The 15,205-nt window shown below is 74.5% G+C and carries 15 protein-coding genes; 12 read left to right on the plus strand and 3 right to left on the minus strand.

Features of this window, described 5'->3' with window-relative positions; all coding sequences use genetic code 11:
* Positions 1-46: 46 nt before the first annotated feature.
* On the plus strand, positions 47-1,489 hold the full coding sequence (locus ACFQRF_RS24780; protein ID WP_379873590.1) for an NDP-hexose 2,3-dehydratase family protein: 1,443 nt from the start codon (positions 47-49) through the stop codon (positions 1,487-1,489).
* A gap of 80 nt (positions 1,490-1,569) precedes the next feature.
* Here the strand turns inward: ACFQRF_RS24780 and ACFQRF_RS24785 are convergent, their stop codons facing one another.
* On the minus strand, positions 1,570-2,679 hold the full coding sequence (locus ACFQRF_RS24785) for a DegT/DnrJ/EryC1/StrS family aminotransferase (RefSeq protein WP_379873591.1): 1,110 nt from the start codon (positions 2,677-2,679) through the stop codon (positions 1,570-1,572).
* Between the two features lie 70 nt (positions 2,680-2,749).
* Positions 2,750-3,463, minus strand: coding sequence for a class I SAM-dependent methyltransferase (locus ACFQRF_RS24790; protein ID WP_379873592.1), 714 nt, complete (start codon positions 3,461-3,463; stop codon positions 2,750-2,752).
* 309 nt (positions 3,464-3,772) lie between these two features.
* Here ACFQRF_RS24790 and ACFQRF_RS24795 point away from each other — a divergent pair, with 309 nt between their 5' ends.
* The 7 genes from ACFQRF_RS24795 to ACFQRF_RS24825 all read left to right on the plus strand — a co-directional run bounded on the left by ACFQRF_RS24795 (position 3,773) and on the right by ACFQRF_RS24825 (position 10,405).
* Entirely contained in the window at positions 3,773-4,540 is a 768-nt protein-coding gene (locus tag ACFQRF_RS24795; RefSeq protein WP_379873593.1) for an SDR family NAD(P)-dependent oxidoreductase, read from the plus strand.
* Between the two features lie 299 nt (positions 4,541-4,839).
* Positions 4,840-5,745 carry a hypothetical protein gene (locus ACFQRF_RS24800; RefSeq protein WP_379873594.1) on the plus strand — a complete coding sequence of 302 codons (906 nt, stop codon included), beginning with the start codon at positions 4,840-4,842 and terminating at the stop codon, positions 5,743-5,745.
* 356 nt (positions 5,746-6,101) lie between these two features.
* Positions 6,102-6,449 carry an antibiotic biosynthesis monooxygenase family protein gene (locus ACFQRF_RS24805; protein ID WP_379873595.1) on the plus strand — a complete coding sequence of 116 codons (348 nt, stop codon included), beginning with the start codon at positions 6,102-6,104 and terminating at the stop codon, positions 6,447-6,449.
* Complete coding sequence (locus ACFQRF_RS24810; protein ID WP_379873596.1) at positions 6,446-7,717, plus strand: beta-ketoacyl-[acyl-carrier-protein] synthase family protein; 1,272 nt, start codon at positions 6,446-6,448, stop codon at positions 7,715-7,717. The genes ACFQRF_RS24805 and ACFQRF_RS24810 overlap by 4 nt, the downstream gene beginning before the upstream one ends.
* Positions 7,714-8,976 carry a ketosynthase chain-length factor gene (locus tag ACFQRF_RS24815; RefSeq protein ID WP_379873597.1) on the plus strand — a complete coding sequence of 421 codons (1,263 nt, stop codon included), beginning with the start codon at positions 7,714-7,716 and terminating at the stop codon, positions 8,974-8,976. The genes ACFQRF_RS24810 and ACFQRF_RS24815 overlap by 4 nt, the downstream gene beginning before the upstream one ends.
* On the plus strand, positions 8,973-9,236 hold the full coding sequence (locus tag ACFQRF_RS24820) for an acyl carrier protein (RefSeq protein WP_379873598.1): 264 nt from the start codon (positions 8,973-8,975) through the stop codon (positions 9,234-9,236). The genes ACFQRF_RS24815 and ACFQRF_RS24820 overlap by 4 nt, the downstream gene beginning before the upstream one ends.
* Before the next feature lie 116 nt (positions 9,237-9,352).
* Positions 9,353-10,405, plus strand: coding sequence for an acyltransferase domain-containing protein (locus ACFQRF_RS24825; protein WP_379873599.1), 1,053 nt, complete (start codon positions 9,353-9,355; stop codon positions 10,403-10,405).
* Between the two features lie 410 nt (positions 10,406-10,815).
* Here ACFQRF_RS24825 and ACFQRF_RS24830 read toward each other — a convergent pair whose 3' ends face one another.
* Positions 10,816-11,673 carry a class I SAM-dependent methyltransferase gene (locus tag ACFQRF_RS24830; RefSeq protein ID WP_379873600.1) on the minus strand — a complete coding sequence of 286 codons (858 nt, stop codon included), beginning with the start codon at positions 11,671-11,673 and terminating at the stop codon, positions 10,816-10,818.
* A gap of 307 nt (positions 11,674-11,980) precedes the next feature.
* Here ACFQRF_RS24830 and ACFQRF_RS24835 point away from each other — a divergent pair, with 307 nt between their 5' ends.
* From ACFQRF_RS24835 to ACFQRF_RS24850, 4 genes are all read left to right on the plus strand, one after another.
* Positions 11,981-12,412: a SnoaL/DnrD family polyketide biosynthesis methyl ester cyclase gene (locus ACFQRF_RS24835; protein ID WP_379873601.1), complete on the plus strand. Its 432-nt coding sequence runs from the start codon at positions 11,981-11,983 to the stop codon at positions 12,410-12,412.
* Positions 12,413-12,626: 214 nt separating this feature from the next.
* On the plus strand, positions 12,627-13,697 hold the full coding sequence (locus ACFQRF_RS24840) for a methyltransferase (RefSeq protein WP_379873602.1): 1,071 nt from the start codon (positions 12,627-12,629) through the stop codon (positions 13,695-13,697).
* Entirely contained in the window at positions 13,694-14,581 is an 888-nt protein-coding gene (locus ACFQRF_RS24845; protein ID WP_379873603.1) for an alpha/beta fold hydrolase, read from the plus strand. The genes ACFQRF_RS24840 and ACFQRF_RS24845 overlap by 4 nt, the downstream gene beginning before the upstream one ends.
* A gap of 58 nt (positions 14,582-14,639) precedes the next feature.
* On the plus strand, positions 14,640-15,205 hold a 566-nt coding region (locus tag ACFQRF_RS24850), incomplete at its 3' end, for a cytochrome P450 family protein (RefSeq protein ID WP_379873604.1).

A 15,205-nucleotide genomic window follows, 5' to 3' on the forward strand; every position in this document is an offset into this window, starting at 1 on the left:
GGCGACCGCCCACCGGCCGCCGACGGCGACGAACAGGAGCCCCCGGTTGACCGACCTCGCACCCCCCAGCCCGCTGCGCCCGAGCAGCGACCCCGCCCCCGCCGCCCGGCTCGCCGTATCCGCCCAGGCGCGCGGCACCCCCGCCACCGACCTCGCCGGCGTGCACGCCTGGTACCGCGACGCCGGACGCCGCGCCTACACCCACGTCGAGCGCGTCGAACTGGACGCCCTGACCGGCTGGCGCCGCGACCCGGCCACCGGAGACATCGGCCACCACAGCGGCCGCTTCTTCACCATTCACGGCCTCGACGTGCACCTGCCCGCAGCACCCATCCCGCGCTGGCACCAGCCGATCATCGACCAGCCCGAGGTCGGCATCCTCGGCCTGCTCGTCAAGGACATCGACGGCGTACCGCACCTGCTCATGCAGGCCAAGGTCGAACCGGGCAACCGCAACGGCCTGCAGTTCTCTCCCACCGTGCAGGCCACCCGCAGCAACTACACCCGCGTGCACCGCGGCCGCCCGGTGCCTTACCTCGACTACTTCCGCGACACCGACCGGCACCGCGTGCTCGCCGACGTCCGCCAGTCCGAGCAGGGCGCCTGGTTCCACCGCAAACGCAACCGCAACCTGGTGGTCGAGGTGAACGAGGACGTCGAGGTCCTCGACGGCTTCCGCTGGCTGACGCTCGGCCAGGTCCACGAGCTGCTCGCCGAAGAGGACCTGGTCAACATGGACGCCCGCACCGTGCTGTCCTGCCTGCCCTTCACCGGACCCGCCCTGCCCGCCGACGGCGACGGCTTCCGCCTGGCCCTGCTGCGATCCTGCTCCGGCGACGCCGGATCCCTGCACCCCACCAGCGAGATCCTGAGCTGGATCACCCGGATGCGCACCATGACCGACGTGCACACCCGCCGCGTCCCCCTGGACGGGCTGCCCGGCTGGCGGCGCACCCCCGAGCGCATCACCCACCAGGACGGCCTGTACTTCGACGTCATCGGCGTCAGCGTGCGCGCGGGCGGCCGCGAGGTCAACGAGTGGACCCAGCCGATGATCGCGCCGCGCGCGACCGGCGTCATCGCCTTCCTGGTCAGCCGGATCGGCGGCGTCCTGCACGTCCTGGTGCACGCCCGCGCCGAACCCGGCTACCACGACGTGGTCGAACTGGCCCCCACCGTCCAGGGCACGCCCGCCACCTACGACGCCCTGCCGGCCGAGGCCCGCCCCCGCTACCTCGACACGGTGCTGACCGCGCGGCCCGGCCAGATCAGGTTCGACGCGATCCTGTCCGAGGAGGGCGGCCGCTTCTACCACGCCCGCAACCGCTACCTCATCGTCGAGACCGCGCCCGACACGCGCGCCCACCCGCCGGACTACCGCTGGCTCACCGTGCACCAGCTCGCCGGCCTGCTGCGGCACAGCCACTACCTCAACGTGCAGGCCCGCAGCCTGGTGGCCTGCCTGCACAGCCTCGCCGCCGCGCCCTGAGACGCCGAACCGGGGCCCTGCCCACCGGCCCCGAGGTCACGGGCCCGGCCGGCAGGACCCCGGTAGCGGGGCCGGCGGCCTCAGACGCGGGCGAGCACCTCGCGCAGCGCGTCGATCACCCGGCCCTGCTCCGCCTCCGGCAGCGACGGGTACATCGGCAGCGAGAAGATCTGCCCCGCCAGCTCCTCGGTCACGGGCAGCGCCCCCTCGGCGTAACCCAGGTGCGCGAACCCCGTCATCGTGTGCACGGGCCACGGGTAGCTGATGTTCAGCTCGATGTCGTAGCCCCGCAGCGCCTCGATGATCGCGTCCCGCCGCGGGTGACGCACCACGTACACGTAGTAGACGTGGTCATTGCCCGGCGCCAGCGCCGGCAGTACCAGATCGGTGTCGGCGAGCTCCTCCGCGTAGCGCCGCGCCACCCGGCGGCGCCCGGCGATGTAGGCGTCGAGCCGGCCGAGCTTGCGGCGCAGGATCTCGGCGTGCAGCTCGTCCAGGCGGCTGTTGTGCCCGGGCGTCCGCACGACGTAGTACCGCTCCTCCATGCCGTAGTAGCGCAGCCGCCGCAGGTTGCGGTCCACCTCCGGATCGTCGGTGATGGTGGCGCCGCCGTCGCCGTAGGCGCCCAGCACCTTGGTGGGGTAGAACGAGAACGCCGCCGCGTCGCCCATGGTCCCGGCCGGCCGGCCGTGCTGCCGCGCGCCGTGCGCCTGGGCGCAGTCCTCCAGGATCGCCAGCCCGTGCCGCTCGGCGACGGCCCGCAGCGGCGCCATGTCGACGCACTGGCCGTACAGGTGCACCGGCAGCAGGCAGCGGGTCCGGGGAGTGACCGCCGCCTCCACCTGGCCGGTGTCCATGAGGTAGTCCTCGCGGCGCACGTCCACGAACACCGGAGTGGCGCCCACCGAGTCGATGGCCACGACGGTGGGCGCCGCCGTGTTGGAGACGGTGATCACCTCGTCGCCGGGGCCGATCCCCAGCGCCTGCAGGCCCAGCTTGATGGAGTTCGTCCCGTTGTCGACGCCGACACAGTGCCGCACGCCGTGGTAGGCGGCGAACTCCTCCTCGAAGCCGCGCACGCTGTCGCCCAGCACCAGCCGGCCGGAGGTGCAGACCTTCTCCACGGCGTCGAGGATGTCGGCGCGCTCGTTCTCGTATTCCTGCCGGTAGTCCCACACGCGAGTGGTCATGGGGTGTGTTGTCGCCTTCCCGTGGATCGGTTTCGCGTCGGCGGGCGGGGCCACCGGCTCGGCGCGGCCGTCACCGTCGGCGGACGCCGACGAAGAGACCCCGGCCGGTCGGCCCGCCTTCCAGGTACTCGACGTCGCACCCGGCGGCGGAGAACGCCGAGATGTACTCCTCCCGGGTGAAGAGCGTCAGGACGTCGATCTCGGTGAACTCCCGGATGCCGCCCGCGTCCCCGACCAGGAACCGCACCTCCATGTGCGTGGCGTTGCCGCGGCGGGTCGAGTGCGACATCCGCGCGACGGTACGGCCGTTGTCCTGCGCCAGGTCACCGGCCACGTAGCCCTCGATGAACTGCTCGGGGAACCACCACGGCTCCACGACCAGGACGCCGTCGACGGGGAGGTGCCGGGCCATGGCGGCCACCGCCGAACGCATCTCGGCGACGGTGCCCAGGTAGCCGATCGCGCAGAACATGCAGCACACCGCGTCGAATCGGCGGCCGAGGTCGAAGTCGCGCATGTCGCCCGGGGAGATGGTGGTGCCGGGGAGCCGCCGCCGGGCCAGCCGCCGCATGGGCTCGGCGATCTCCAGGCCCTGGACGTGCCCGAACTCCTCGCCGAAGGCCGCCAGGTGCGCGCCGGTACCGCAGGCGACGTCGAGCAGCGAGTCGGCCTCGGGGAGGCGGGAGCGGATGATCTTGGTGACGTCGTGGGCCTCGGCGGCCCAGTCCTTGCCGCGGCTGCGGTAGATGAGCTCGTAGACCTCGGCGAGTTCCTGACCGTACATCGGATCTCCGTGGGTGTGGGGCCGGTGGTTGCTGGTCGGGCCGGTCGGTGCGGGGCGGGGTCGCCTCCCTCGCCTGCCGGGCGGGCGCCGCGGGGGTGTGCGGTGGTGCCGCCCGCCTTCCGCTCCGTCGCAGGGGGCCACGGAGGCTCGGGCGGGCCGGGCGCGCCTTGTCCCGATGGTGGCGAGGCCGCCTTGAGAAGCGTTGGAACATCGGTGGACGGACCGGGCGGTGCGGCGGGGAAGGGACCGGCGGCGTGGCGGCGGCGAAATCAACCTCGATTCGAGCGCCACTGCCTACGGTCTGGATACATGAACACATCGAATGAGCGCGCGGCCGACCGCGCGGTGGTCATCACCGGCGGCGGGACGGGCATCGGGCGGGCCACGGCGCGGGCGTTCGCCGACGAGGGCGCCGACGTCCTCGTCGTCGGCCGCACCGAGGCGACGCTCGCCGAGACCGCCCGCGGCCACGAGCGCATCCGTACCCTGGCGATCGACATCACCGCGCCCGACGCCCCGGACGTCATCGTGACGACGGCGCTGACGGCGTTCGGCCGGATCGACGTGCTGGTGAACAACGCCACCGCCGCCCGGTTCGCCCGGCTGGAGGAGTGCGACCGGCACTCGGTGCGCGCGCAGCTGGAGACGATCCTGGTGGCGCCGATCTTCCTCACCCAGCGGGCCGTGGAGCCGCTGGCGGCCCACGGCGGGACGGTGGTCAACGTCAGTTCGGCGGGCTCGCTGGGGCGGCGGTCGTGGCCGGCGAACTCGGTGCACGGCGCCGGCAAGGTGGGGCTGGACTTCCTGACGCGGTGCTGGGCGGTGGAGCTGGCGCCGCGCGGGATCCGGGTGGTCGCCGTCGCGCCGGGCGTGATCGACACCGGGGTCGGCGAGCGGATCGGGATGTCGGGGGAGGCCTATGCCGGGTTCCTGGCCGAGATGCGGCAGCGGATCCCGGCCGGGAGGGTGGGGCGGCCGGAGGAGGTCGCGTGGTGGATCACCCAGCTGGCCCGGCCCGAGGCGGAGTACGCGACCGGGATGGTGCTGGCGCTGGACGGGGCCCTGTCGATCGTGTGAGAGGGGTCGTCCAGCCCGAGCGGCTGCGGAGCGGGAGAGACCGTCCGAGCGGCTGCGGAGCGGGGAGGACCGCCCGGGCCGCGGCCCGGCACGGCGCGGGGGACCGGCGCCACGCGGCACACCACCGTGTGGCGCTGTCCAGAGTCTTTCGGCCCAGGGCCGCTTCCGGTCCTTCACGCATGAGGCTTCCATCTCGGCAATCCCGTTGCTTTACGCTATGCCGAATCGGACCGGGGTGAACTGCGATATCACGGCATCGACCACCCGGGGAGAGATTTGTCCGCGACGGGAGGAATGTCGTGCCGCTCCTGCTGACCCGGAGAGATCTGGAAACGGTCTTCGCCGACCCGGAGTTCCTGGAGCAGGCGTTCCAGATCGCGCAGGACCTCGTGCTCGGCACCCACCCGGCCCGGTCGACGTCGATCACCCTGCCGCTGGCGCAGCGCGGCCCCGGCCTCAACCTGCACCTGCGCGCTCCCGAACGCGAGGGACTGTGCGTGGGCCTGCGCGTCGGCCCGGCCCACGGCCCCTACGCCACCGACCTGGCCGAACTGCTGGTGGCCCCCGACGACGGCGCGCTCCTCGCGCTCGCCGCCGCCGACACGCTGGACGCCTGGCGGCGCACCGTCCCCTCCGGCTTGGCCGCCCGCTACCTCGCCCCCGCCGCCGCCCGGTCCCTCGGCGTCTTCGGCGCCGACGTCGCCGCCTGGTCCGCGCTGAGCGTCCTCACCCGCGCCCTGCCCTCCCTCAGCGTCGTCCGCATCTACAGCAGTGACACCGCGCGCGCCCGCCGGCTCGCCGGCACGGCAGCCCAGCGCACCGGGATCGCCGTCACCGCCGAGACCAGCCCCCGCGCAACCGTGGCCCGCGCCGACATCGTCGCCGTGACCACCGACCACGACGCCGTCGCCGTCGACACCGCCTGGCTCCCCGACGGCGCGCTGCTCATCACCCAGGTGCCCGTCCCCGCCGGCGACACCGCCAAGCACCGCAGCGTCACCGCCGCCGCGTCCGCCCGGCAGGCCGGGCATCCGCACGCCACCCTCGCCGACATCATGGCCGGCCGGGAACCGCCCCGCACCCGTTCCACCCAGACCCTCGTCTACCTGGCCGACGACGTGGACGGCTGGGACCTGGCCATGCAGACCTGGACGCTGCGGCGCGCCTGGCAGCTCAACATCGGGCAGCCGTTCGGGCTGGACTGAGCCGCATCCGGCCTCCGGCCCAGGACGGGCCTCCGGGCCGGCGGCGGCCCGGGGTTCACCCTTCGGGGGCCGCCTGGACGGGCTCTCCCACCCTGCTCCCGCTCGGAGCCTCTCCCGCTCCGCAGCCGCTCGGACCTTCTCCCGCTCCGCAGCCGCTCGGACCTTTTCCCGCTCCGCAGCCGCTCGGGCTGGACCCCGCACCACGCGCGCATGTTCGGGCGTTCGTCAACGCCCCACACGCTCCGAACAGCGGCCGTCCAGTGGTATTCGAGCCGATCGCGAGACCCTCCCGGCACATTCGACAGAAGACGGGACAGCTGCGGCCATTGTCCGCGGAAACCAGGGAGACCACCGAAATGTCGGATCAGGAATCCAGCATCGCGGAGAACGCGGTCATCTTCGTCAACAGATTCACCCTGCACACCTCGCCGGAGGAATTCGAGCGGGTATTCGCGGAGACCGCCCGATTCCTGCAACGCCAGCCCGGCTTTCTCGAATACACCCTCTCCCGGCACGCCGACAACCCCGGCGGCTACCTCAACATCGCCCGCTGGCGCGACGCCCGCGCCTTCCACACCGCCGTCACCCACCCCGACTTCGCCGCCCACGCCGCCGCACTGCGCGCGGTCAGCACCAGCGACCCCGGCCTCTACGTCCCCCGCCGCACCGCCACCGCCCAGGCCGCCGAACAGGAGCGGCCGTGAGCCGCCGCCGCGTCGCGGTGACGGGCATCGGCGTCATCGCCCCCGGAGGCAGCGGCACCGACGCCTTCTGGAAACGCATCGTCTCCGGAGACCCCGCCACCCGCCTCATCACCGCCTTCGACCCCGCCCCCTTCCGCTCCCGCGTCGCCGCCGAATGCGACTTCCACCCCGAAGACGCCGGCCTCACCCCCCACGACGCCGCCCGCCTCGACCGCGCCACCCAGTTCGCGCTCGCCGCCGCCCGGGAAGCCCTCACCGACAGCGGACTGCCCCGCACCACCGGCACCGCCCACCGCATCGGCGTCAGCATCGGCAGCGCCGTCGGCTGCACCCAGAAACTCGAATCGCAGTACCTCGACATCAGCGACAGCGGCCGGACGTGGCTCGTCGACCACGCCCGCGGCGCCCCGGAACTGTACGACTACTTCGTCCCCAGCTCCATGGCCGCGGAGGTCGCCTGGCTCACCGGCGCCGAAGGCCCCGCCACCGTCGTCTCCGCCGGCTGCACCTCCGGCATCGACGCCGTCGGCTACGCCTGCGAACTCATCCGCGAGGGCACCGTCGACGCCGTGGTCGCCGGGGGGACCGACGCCCCCATCGCCCCCATCACCGTCGCCTGCTTCGACGCCATCAAGGCGACCTCGCCCCGCAACGACGACCCCCAGCACGCCTCCCGGCCCTTCGACCGCACCCGCAACGGGTTCGTCCTCGGCGAGGGAGCCGCCGTCCTCGTCCTGGAGGACCTGGCCGCCGCCCGCCGCCGCGGCGCCCGCGTCCGCGCCGAGATCACCGGCTTCGCCTCCCGCGGAAACGCCTACCACATGACCGGCCTGCGCCCCGACGGCCGCGAGATGGCCGCCGCCATCACCGCCGCGCTGCACGAGTCACGGCTCCCGGCCACCGCCGTCGACTACGTCAACGCCCACGGCACCGCCACCAAGCAGAACGACCGCCACGAGACCGCCGCCATCAAACGCAGCCTCGGCCCGCACGCGCACCGCGTCCCCATCAGCTCCATCAAGGCCGTCATCGGCCACTCGCTCGGCGCCGTCGGCTCGATCGAGATCGCCGCCACCGTCCTGGCCATCGAACACGGCGTCATCCCGCCCACCGCCAACCTGCACGACCCCGACCCCGAACTCGATCTCGACTACGTGCCCCTCACCGCCCGCGACCACCGCGTCGACACCGCCCTGACGGTCGGCAGCGGCTTCGGCGGCTTCCAGAGCGCCATGGTCCTCACCCGAGCGGAGGCACCCGCCGCATGACCACCGCCACCCGCGCCGCCGTCACCGGCATCGGCGTCATCGCCCCCACCGGCCTGGGCGTGGACACCTTCTGGACCCGGACGCTCACCGGCGGCTCCGCCCTCGGCCCGCTGACCCGCCTCGGCGCCAACCCCTACCCCGTGCGGGTCGCCGGCGAGGTCCGCGACTACGTGCCCGCCGACCACGTGCCCAGCCGGCTGCTGCCACAGACCGACCGCATGACCCGGTTCGCCCTCACCGCCGCCGACTGGGCCGTGCGCGACGCCGGCCTGCGCCCCGGCACCCTGGCCGCGCTCGACATGGGCGTCATCACCGCCGCCTCCTCCGGCGGTTTCGAGTTCGGCCAGCGCGAACTCCAGCACCTGTGGGGCCAGGGACCCGGCCACGTCAGCGCCTACATGTCCTTCGCGTGGTTCTACGCCGTCAACTCCGGCCAGATCTCCATCCGGCACGACATGCGCGGCCCCACCGGCGTGTTCGTCACCGAACAGGCCGGCGGCCTCGACGCCGTCGCCCACGCCCGCCGCAAGGTCCGCCAGGGCACCCCCTTCGTCCTCACCGGCGGCCTGGACGCCCCCCTGTCGCCCTACGGCATCGCCGCCCAGCTCGCCACCGGCCTGCTCAGCCGCGGCGACGACCCCGCCGCCGCCTACCTGCCGTTCCACCCCGACGCGGCCGGCTACGTGCCCGGCGAGGGCGGCGCGATCCTGGCCGTCGAGGACGCCGCGCACGCCCGCGACCGCGGGGCGCGCTCCTACGGCGAGATCGCCGGTTACGGCGCGGCGTTCGACCCCCGCCCCGGCAGCGGCCGGCCCGCCAACCTGGCCCGCGCCATCGAGAACGCCCTGGCCGACGCCGGACTGGGCCCGGCCGACATCGCCGTCGTGTTCGCCGACGCCGCCGCGGTCCCCGAACTGGACCGCGCCGAGGCCGAGGCGATCGCCGCCGTCTTCGGCCCGCACGGGGTGCCCGTCACCGCACCCAAGACCGCCACCGGGCGGATCTACGCCGGCGGCGCGCCCCTCGACCTCGTCACCGCCCTGCTGGCGCTGCGCGACGGAGCCGCCCCGCCGACCCCCAACGTCACCGCCCCCGCCGCCGCGCACCGCATCGACCTCGTCACCGGCGCCCCCCGGCCGCTGACCGGCCACGCCGCCCTGGTGGTGGCGCGCGGACTCGGCGGCTTCAACTCCGCCATGGTCGTGCGCGCGCCCCACGACGACCACCCCCACGCCCCCGAAGGAAGGCAGACCCCATGACCGCGCCCACCCCGTTCACCCTCGACGACCTCACCCGGATCCTGCGCGAGTGCGCCGGCGAGGACGAGACGGTCGACCTCGCCGGCAACATCGCCGAGGCCGACTTCGAACAGCTCGGCTACGACTCCCTCGCCCTCATGGAGGCCGCCAGCCGCGTCTCCCGCCAGTACGACGTGGCGCTGCCCGAGGACGACCTCGCCGACGTCCACACCCCGTCCGCGTTCGTCCAGCTGGTCAACCGGCGCCGCGCCGCCGCCTGACCGGGTGCGGGGCCGCCGCCGCGCAACGGCGCCCGGCCCGGCGGCCCCGCACCACCCCCGCGCCCAGGCGGCCGAACCCCACCACGACAGCGAGCGAACGGGAGAAAGGAGACCCCATGCCGACCACCACGGGCCACACCGAGCACGCCGGGAACGGCGCTGCGCCCGCGGACGCCGCCGCCCGGCCGCGCCCCGTCGCGCTGCTGCTGCCCGGCCAGGGCGCCCAGCACGTGCGGATGGCCGCCGGCCTCTACCCGCACGAGCCGGTGTTCTCCGCCGCCATGGACGAGGTGTTCACCGCCATGGGCAAGGACGGCACCCTGCTGCGCGCCGACTGGGTCGCCGAACGGCCCACCGTGCCCATCGACGACGTCACCCGATCCCAGCCGCTGCTGTTCGCGGTGGACTACGCGCTCGGCCGCCTGGTGGCCGGCTGGGGGATCCGCCCGGCCGCGCTGCTCGGGCACAGCATCGGCGAGCTGGCCGCGGCCGCCCTGGCCGGCGTGTTCGACCTGCCGGACGCGGCCGCCATCGTGCTCGACCGGGTGCGCCGACTGCGGCACGCCCCACCGGGCGGGATGCTCGCGGTCGCGGCCGGCCCCGACGAACTCGGCCCGCACCTGGCCGGCGACGTGGTCGTCGGCGCCGTCAACGCGCCGCGCCAGACCGTGCTGGCCGGGCCCACGCCCGCGCTCGCCGACGTCGCCGCGGTCCTGGCCGAGCGCGGCTTCACCTGCCGCCCGGTGCCGTCGCTGGTGGCGTTCCACAGCCCGGCGGTGGCCGCGGCCACCGCCGGCGCGGAGCGGCTGTTCGCCTCGGTGCGGGTCCGTCCGCCCGACATCCCCGTCTACTCCGGATACACCACCGCGCCGCTGCGCGCGGCGCAGATCGCCGACCCGGGCTTTTGGGCGCGCCAGCCGGTCGCTCCGGTGCTGTTCTGGCCGGCGCTGGACGCGCTGCTGTCCAGCGGGGCGTTCCTGCTCGTGGAGGCCGGGCCCGGCCAGGGCCTCACCCAGGTGGCGCGGCGGCATCCGGCGGTGCGCACCGGCCGCAGCGCGGTGCTTCCGCTGCTCCCGGCCCGCCCGGGGCCGTCGCGGGCGGACCGGGAGTCGGCCGCCGCCGCGCTGGCGGCCCTGCGCGCCGAGGGTCACCGCCCGGCCGGGCGGTGACCACTTCGCCCGCCCCTTGCGGCGGGCGGGGGAGCGCGGCCGGGAGCCGGGCGGGTGATTCCCTTTACGGTCGGTGGCCGCAGGCGATCGGGGACCTCATGACCGGATCGCCGCCGCCCTGGCGAGGGACCCGCCGGCCGGCCCCGGCCGCGCACCGGCGCCCGGGCTGTGGCGTGCCCCCTGCCGGCGGTTCCACGTGCTCGGTGCCGTGACCGGGCACGACCGGCCGCCCGGTACCCCGGCCGCTGATCGCTCACGGCCGCCCGGTCCGGGCTCGGCCAGACGGCCGCCTGCGGTCATGGACCGACGACTGGAATGCGGACCCCCGGGCCGTTCGGATGGGTGCGGACCGCCGAAGGGATCTCCGAGGCCATCACCGCCCATCTTCATCGAATCAACGACTCGGAACGCTAGGCGGCGGTCGCGGTCACGAACCGCACGGGCGTCTCGATCACCAGCGGCCCGTCGCCGTCGCGCAGCGCGTCGAGCCCGGCGATCAGCGTCTCGCGTAGCCGCTGCCGCTCGGCCGGTCCCAGGTGCTCCCACAGCAGCCGCATGCCCTGGGTGTGCGACCAGTCCACCCACGTCTCGCCGGACGCCGTGACCAGGTGGACGGGCTCGTCCACCACGTCGACGTCGCGGAACCCGGCCCGGTGCATGGTCGCCTCCAGGTCGCCGACCTCCTGCAGCCAGCCGTTGAAGCGGCGGCGCAGCGCGTCGGGCTGCCACTGCGGCGGCAGGCCGCGCAGCAGCGACCGCGGGATGAGGTCGGCGAACACCGGCGGCAGGAACGGGAAGGTGTCGTCGGTGAACACCGGGCTGGTGAACGCGATGCGGCCACGGCGCACGAGCAGGCGCGCGTAGCGGGCCAGCGCCGCCGGGGCGTCGGGGAGGAAGATGACGCTGTAGCTGCCCAGCACGGCGTCGAAGGACCGCTCGGGCAGCTCCGGGTACTCGGCGTCCATCACCCGAAGTTCGACGTTGCGGATCCGCCGCCGCTCGGCCTCGGCCGCCGCGGCCTCGATCATCGCGGGAGCGATGTCGACGCCCAGGACCCGGCCGCGCGGCCCGACCACCGCCGCGGCCGGGAACACGCACGCGCCCCGCCCGCAGCCGACGTCGAGCACCCGGTCGCCGCGGCGCAGCGCGGCCCGCTCCACCAGGCGCCGGCCCATGGGGGTGAAGAACTCGACGCCCATCCGGTCGTACCGCGCCGCGGCCTGGTTGAACGCCTCCGTCACCTCCGCCTTGTACGAGTTCTGGTCCATGCGTGCTCCAGTGCGGTCGAACGGTCGCGGCGCGCCGCGGGGGAGTGCCGCCGCGGGCGCCCGCCCGCGGCGGAACGGACGACACTCATCAGACCGCCCGCGGGTCGAACCCGCCTGGAGCGACACTCGACCGCAACCGGCAAAACACTCGAATATCCGCGCAGCCCGTTTTTCGCCCCTTGTTCCGGCCGATCCCGCCCACCACAATGGGACGGGAATCCGCGCCGGAAATCCGAACGGCGAACCTCGCGCGGCCGGCGCACACCATCCGGAATGACGAGAAATATTCGGAGAACGGGGAGTGGTCGTGAGCAACATCGAGGTCGTCCGCCGCATGGTCAATGCCTACAACACCGGAAAAGTGGACGACGTCGACGAATTCATCCACCCCGAATACCTCAATCCCGGCGCGCTGGAACACTCCAACCTGCGCGGCCCCGACGCATTCGCGCTCGCCGTGAAATGGCTCAAGGCCACCTTCTCCGACGACGCGTTCCTCGACGAGATCGGCATCGAGGAACGCGGCGACTGGTGCCGCGCCCGCCTCGTCCTCTACGGCCGGCAGGTCGGCAACCTCGTCGGCATGCCGGCCACCGGCCGGCGCTTCTCCGGCGAGCAGATCCACCTCATCCGCTGCCGCGACGGCAAGATCCGCGACCACCGCGACTGGCCCGACTACCTGGGCACCTACCGGCAGCTCGGCGAGCCGTGGCCCGACGAGGACGGCTGGCGGCGCTGAGGAGGCCGGCTCAGCCCGAGCGGCTGCGGAGCGGGAATGACCGCCCGAGCGGCTGCCGAGCGGGTACGACCGCCCGAGCGGCCGCGGAGCGCGGGGAACCCCCCGAACGCCCACCGCCCGGACCGGGGGAGCGGCCACCACGGCCGCACGGCCCTCGGCCGGGGCGGCCCCTCCACCCCCGCCCACCGCACCCCCTCCCGAAGGAGAGGACCACGTGGCCGCCCCCACCCCCGCCGGCCCCACCGACCGGCGCGAACTGCAGACCCTGCTGCGGCTCAGCGACCTGCTCACCCCCATGGCCCTGCGCGTCGCCGCCACCCTCCGCCTCGTCGACCACATCCACGCCGGCACCACCAGCACCACCGGCCTCGCCACCGCCACCGGAACCGACCACGACGCGCTGCGCCGCCTCACCCGGCACCTCGTCATCCACGGCGTCCTGACCGAAACCGCCCCCGGCCGGCTGGCCACCACCCCCATCGGCGACCTGCTCGCCGCCGGCCACCCCGCCCGCCAACGCGACTGGCTCGACCTCAACGGCGCCGTCTCCCGCGCCGACCTCGCCTTCGTCCACCTCCTCGACGCCGTCCGCACCGGCCGCCCCGCCTACGCCACCATGCACGGCCGCCCCTTCTGGGACGACCTGGCCGCCGACCCCGCCCTCGCCGCGTCCTTCGACGCCCTCATGGCCTGCGACGACGGCGTGGTGTTCGACGCCCCCCTCGCCGCCTACGACTGGACCGGCGTCCAGCACGTCATCGACGCCGGCGGCGGCACCGGCGGCCTGCTCGCCGCCCTCACCCGCGCCGCCCCGCACGTCCACGGCACCCTCCTCGAACTCCCCGGCCCCGCCGCCACCGCCCGCGCCCGCCTCGCCGGCCACGAGCACCGCGACCGCATCGACGTCCTCGACCACGACTTCTTCACCCCCTTCCCCGCCACCGCCGACGCCGTCACCCTCTCCTTCGTCCTGCTCAACTGGCACGACGACGACGCCCGCCGCATCCTGGCGCACTGCCGCGCCGCCCTGCGCCCCGGCGGACGCATCCTCCTCTACGAGCGCGCCGACGTCCCCAACACCGGCTCCGACCCCGTCTTCAGCCTCCTGGACCTGCGGATGCTCGTCTTCATGGGCGGCCGGGTCCGCACCCGCGAAGAATGGGCCGCCCTGGCCGCCTCCGCCGGCCTCACCATCGAACGCGCCGCCGTCCTGCAATCCCCCTCCGTGCCGTTCGACTTCTCCTTCCTCGTCCTGGCCCCGCACCCCACCGGGAGAACCACATGACCGAACGCACCATCCCCGCCGGCGACGTCAAACTGTGGAGCGAGGCCACCGGCGACCCCCGCCACCCCACCCTCCTGCTCATCATGGGCGGCAATCTCTCCGCCATGGGCTGGCCACGCGAACTCGTCGACCTGCTCGCCGCCGGCGGCCTGCACGTCATCCGCTACGACCACCGCGACACCGGCCGCTCCACCCACCGCGACTTCACCCGGCACCCCTACGGCTTCGACGAACTCGCCGCCGACGCCATCGCCGTCCTGGACGCCTGGGAGATACCGGCCGCCCACGTCGCCGGCCTGTCCATGGGCGCCACCATCGCCCAGCTCATCGCACTGGACCACCCCGACCGGCTGCGCACCCTCACCTTGATGCTCGGCGGCGCCCTCGACGTCGACTTCGACGCCAACATCGAACACGCCCTCGCCGGCACCCCCGCACCCGACGGCCTGCCACTGCCCACCCGCCGGTTCCTCGACATGCTCGCGCTGCCCCCCGCCGCCGACCGCGACACCGAACTCGACCGCCGCGTCACCAAATGGCGCATGCTCGCCGGAGACGAACTCCCCTTCGACCCCGACGAGGTCCGCCGCTGGGAACAGGCCGACATCGACCACTCCGGCAGCATCCACGAACCCACCGCCCACCACATGCTCACCCTGCCCCCGCTCACCCGCGGCGCCGAACTCACCCGCGTCACCGCACCCACCCTCGTCATCCAGGCCGGCGCCGACCCCATCGCCCCGGCACCGCACGGCCGCCACCTCGCCGACCTCATCCCCGGCTCCCGCCTGCTGGAGGTCCCCGGCATGGGGCACGCCCTCACCAGCGCGGTCCACCCCGTCCTCGCCGACGCCATCACCACCCACGCCCACCGGCACCCCTGACCCTGGCCCGCCCCCCGGCCCGGACCGACCCCGCCCCGCTCTCCCCCCGGAGGCCCCGGTGATCACCCTGCAGAACCGCGAACTCGGCCGCCACCTCCTCACCATCCGCGGCATGCACCACATCTACGCCTCCTACGCCGACCCCTACGCCCTCCTGCTCCTGCGCCCCGAAACCGCCGACCCGCACGCCCACGGCCGCGCCCTCCGCGCCCAAGGCCCCCTCACCCAGAGCGCCCTGGGCCCCTGGGTCACCGCCCACCACGCCACCGCCCGCACCCTCCTCGGCCACCCCGGCCTCGGCTCCCGCCACCCCGACACCCCCGGCCCCCAGTTCCACCTCCTCGCCTCCGCCCAGGACATCTGGGGCAACCCACCGCTCTGCCACGTCGTCCCCCTCGACGACGCCCACCTCAACCCCGGCCCCGCCGACACCGACCGGCTGCACCACCTCACCACCCCCCTCATCGGCCCCGGCACCACCCAACGGCACCGCCCCCGCGCCGAAGCCGCCGTGGCCGCCGCACTGCCCGCCGCCCACCCCGACTTCGACCTCATGACCGGCCTCGCCCGCCCCGCCGTCACCGCGTTCATCGCCGGCCTGCTCGCCCTGCCCGCCCCCCACAC

It is taken from the genome of Marinactinospora rubrisoli, from assembly GCF_042664915.1.
GTDB classification, from domain to species: Bacteria; Actinomycetota; Actinomycetes; order Streptosporangiales; family Streptosporangiaceae; genus Marinitenerispora; species Marinitenerispora rubrisoli.

Coding starts and splice junctions, on each gene's coding strand:
- ACFQRF_RS24820 (WP_379873598.1), top strand. CDS start 8,973: ATGACCGCGCCCACCCCGTTCACCCTCGACGACCTCACCCGGATCCTG.
- ACFQRF_RS24790 (WP_379873592.1), bottom strand. CDS start 3,463: ATGTACGGTCAGGAACTCGCCGAGGTCTACGAGCTCATCTACCGCAGC.
- ACFQRF_RS24845 (WP_379873603.1), top strand. CDS start 13,694: ATGACCGAACGCACCATCCCCGCCGGCGACGTCAAACTGTGGAGCGAG.
- ACFQRF_RS24805 (WP_379873595.1), top strand. CDS start 6,102: ATGTCGGATCAGGAATCCAGCATCGCGGAGAACGCGGTCATCTTCGTC.
- ACFQRF_RS24815 (WP_379873597.1), top strand. CDS start 7,714: ATGACCACCGCCACCCGCGCCGCCGTCACCGGCATCGGCGTCATCGCC.
- ACFQRF_RS24830 (WP_379873600.1), bottom strand. CDS start 11,673: ATGGACCAGAACTCGTACAAGGCGGAGGTGACGGAGGCGTTCAACCAG.
- ACFQRF_RS24785 (WP_379873591.1), bottom strand. CDS start 2,679: ATGACCACTCGCGTGTGGGACTACCGGCAGGAATACGAGAACGAGCGC.
- ACFQRF_RS24825 (WP_379873599.1), top strand. CDS start 9,353: ATGCCGACCACCACGGGCCACACCGAGCACGCCGGGAACGGCGCTGCG.
- ACFQRF_RS24795 (WP_379873593.1), top strand. CDS start 3,773: ATGAACACATCGAATGAGCGCGCGGCCGACCGCGCGGTGGTCATCACC.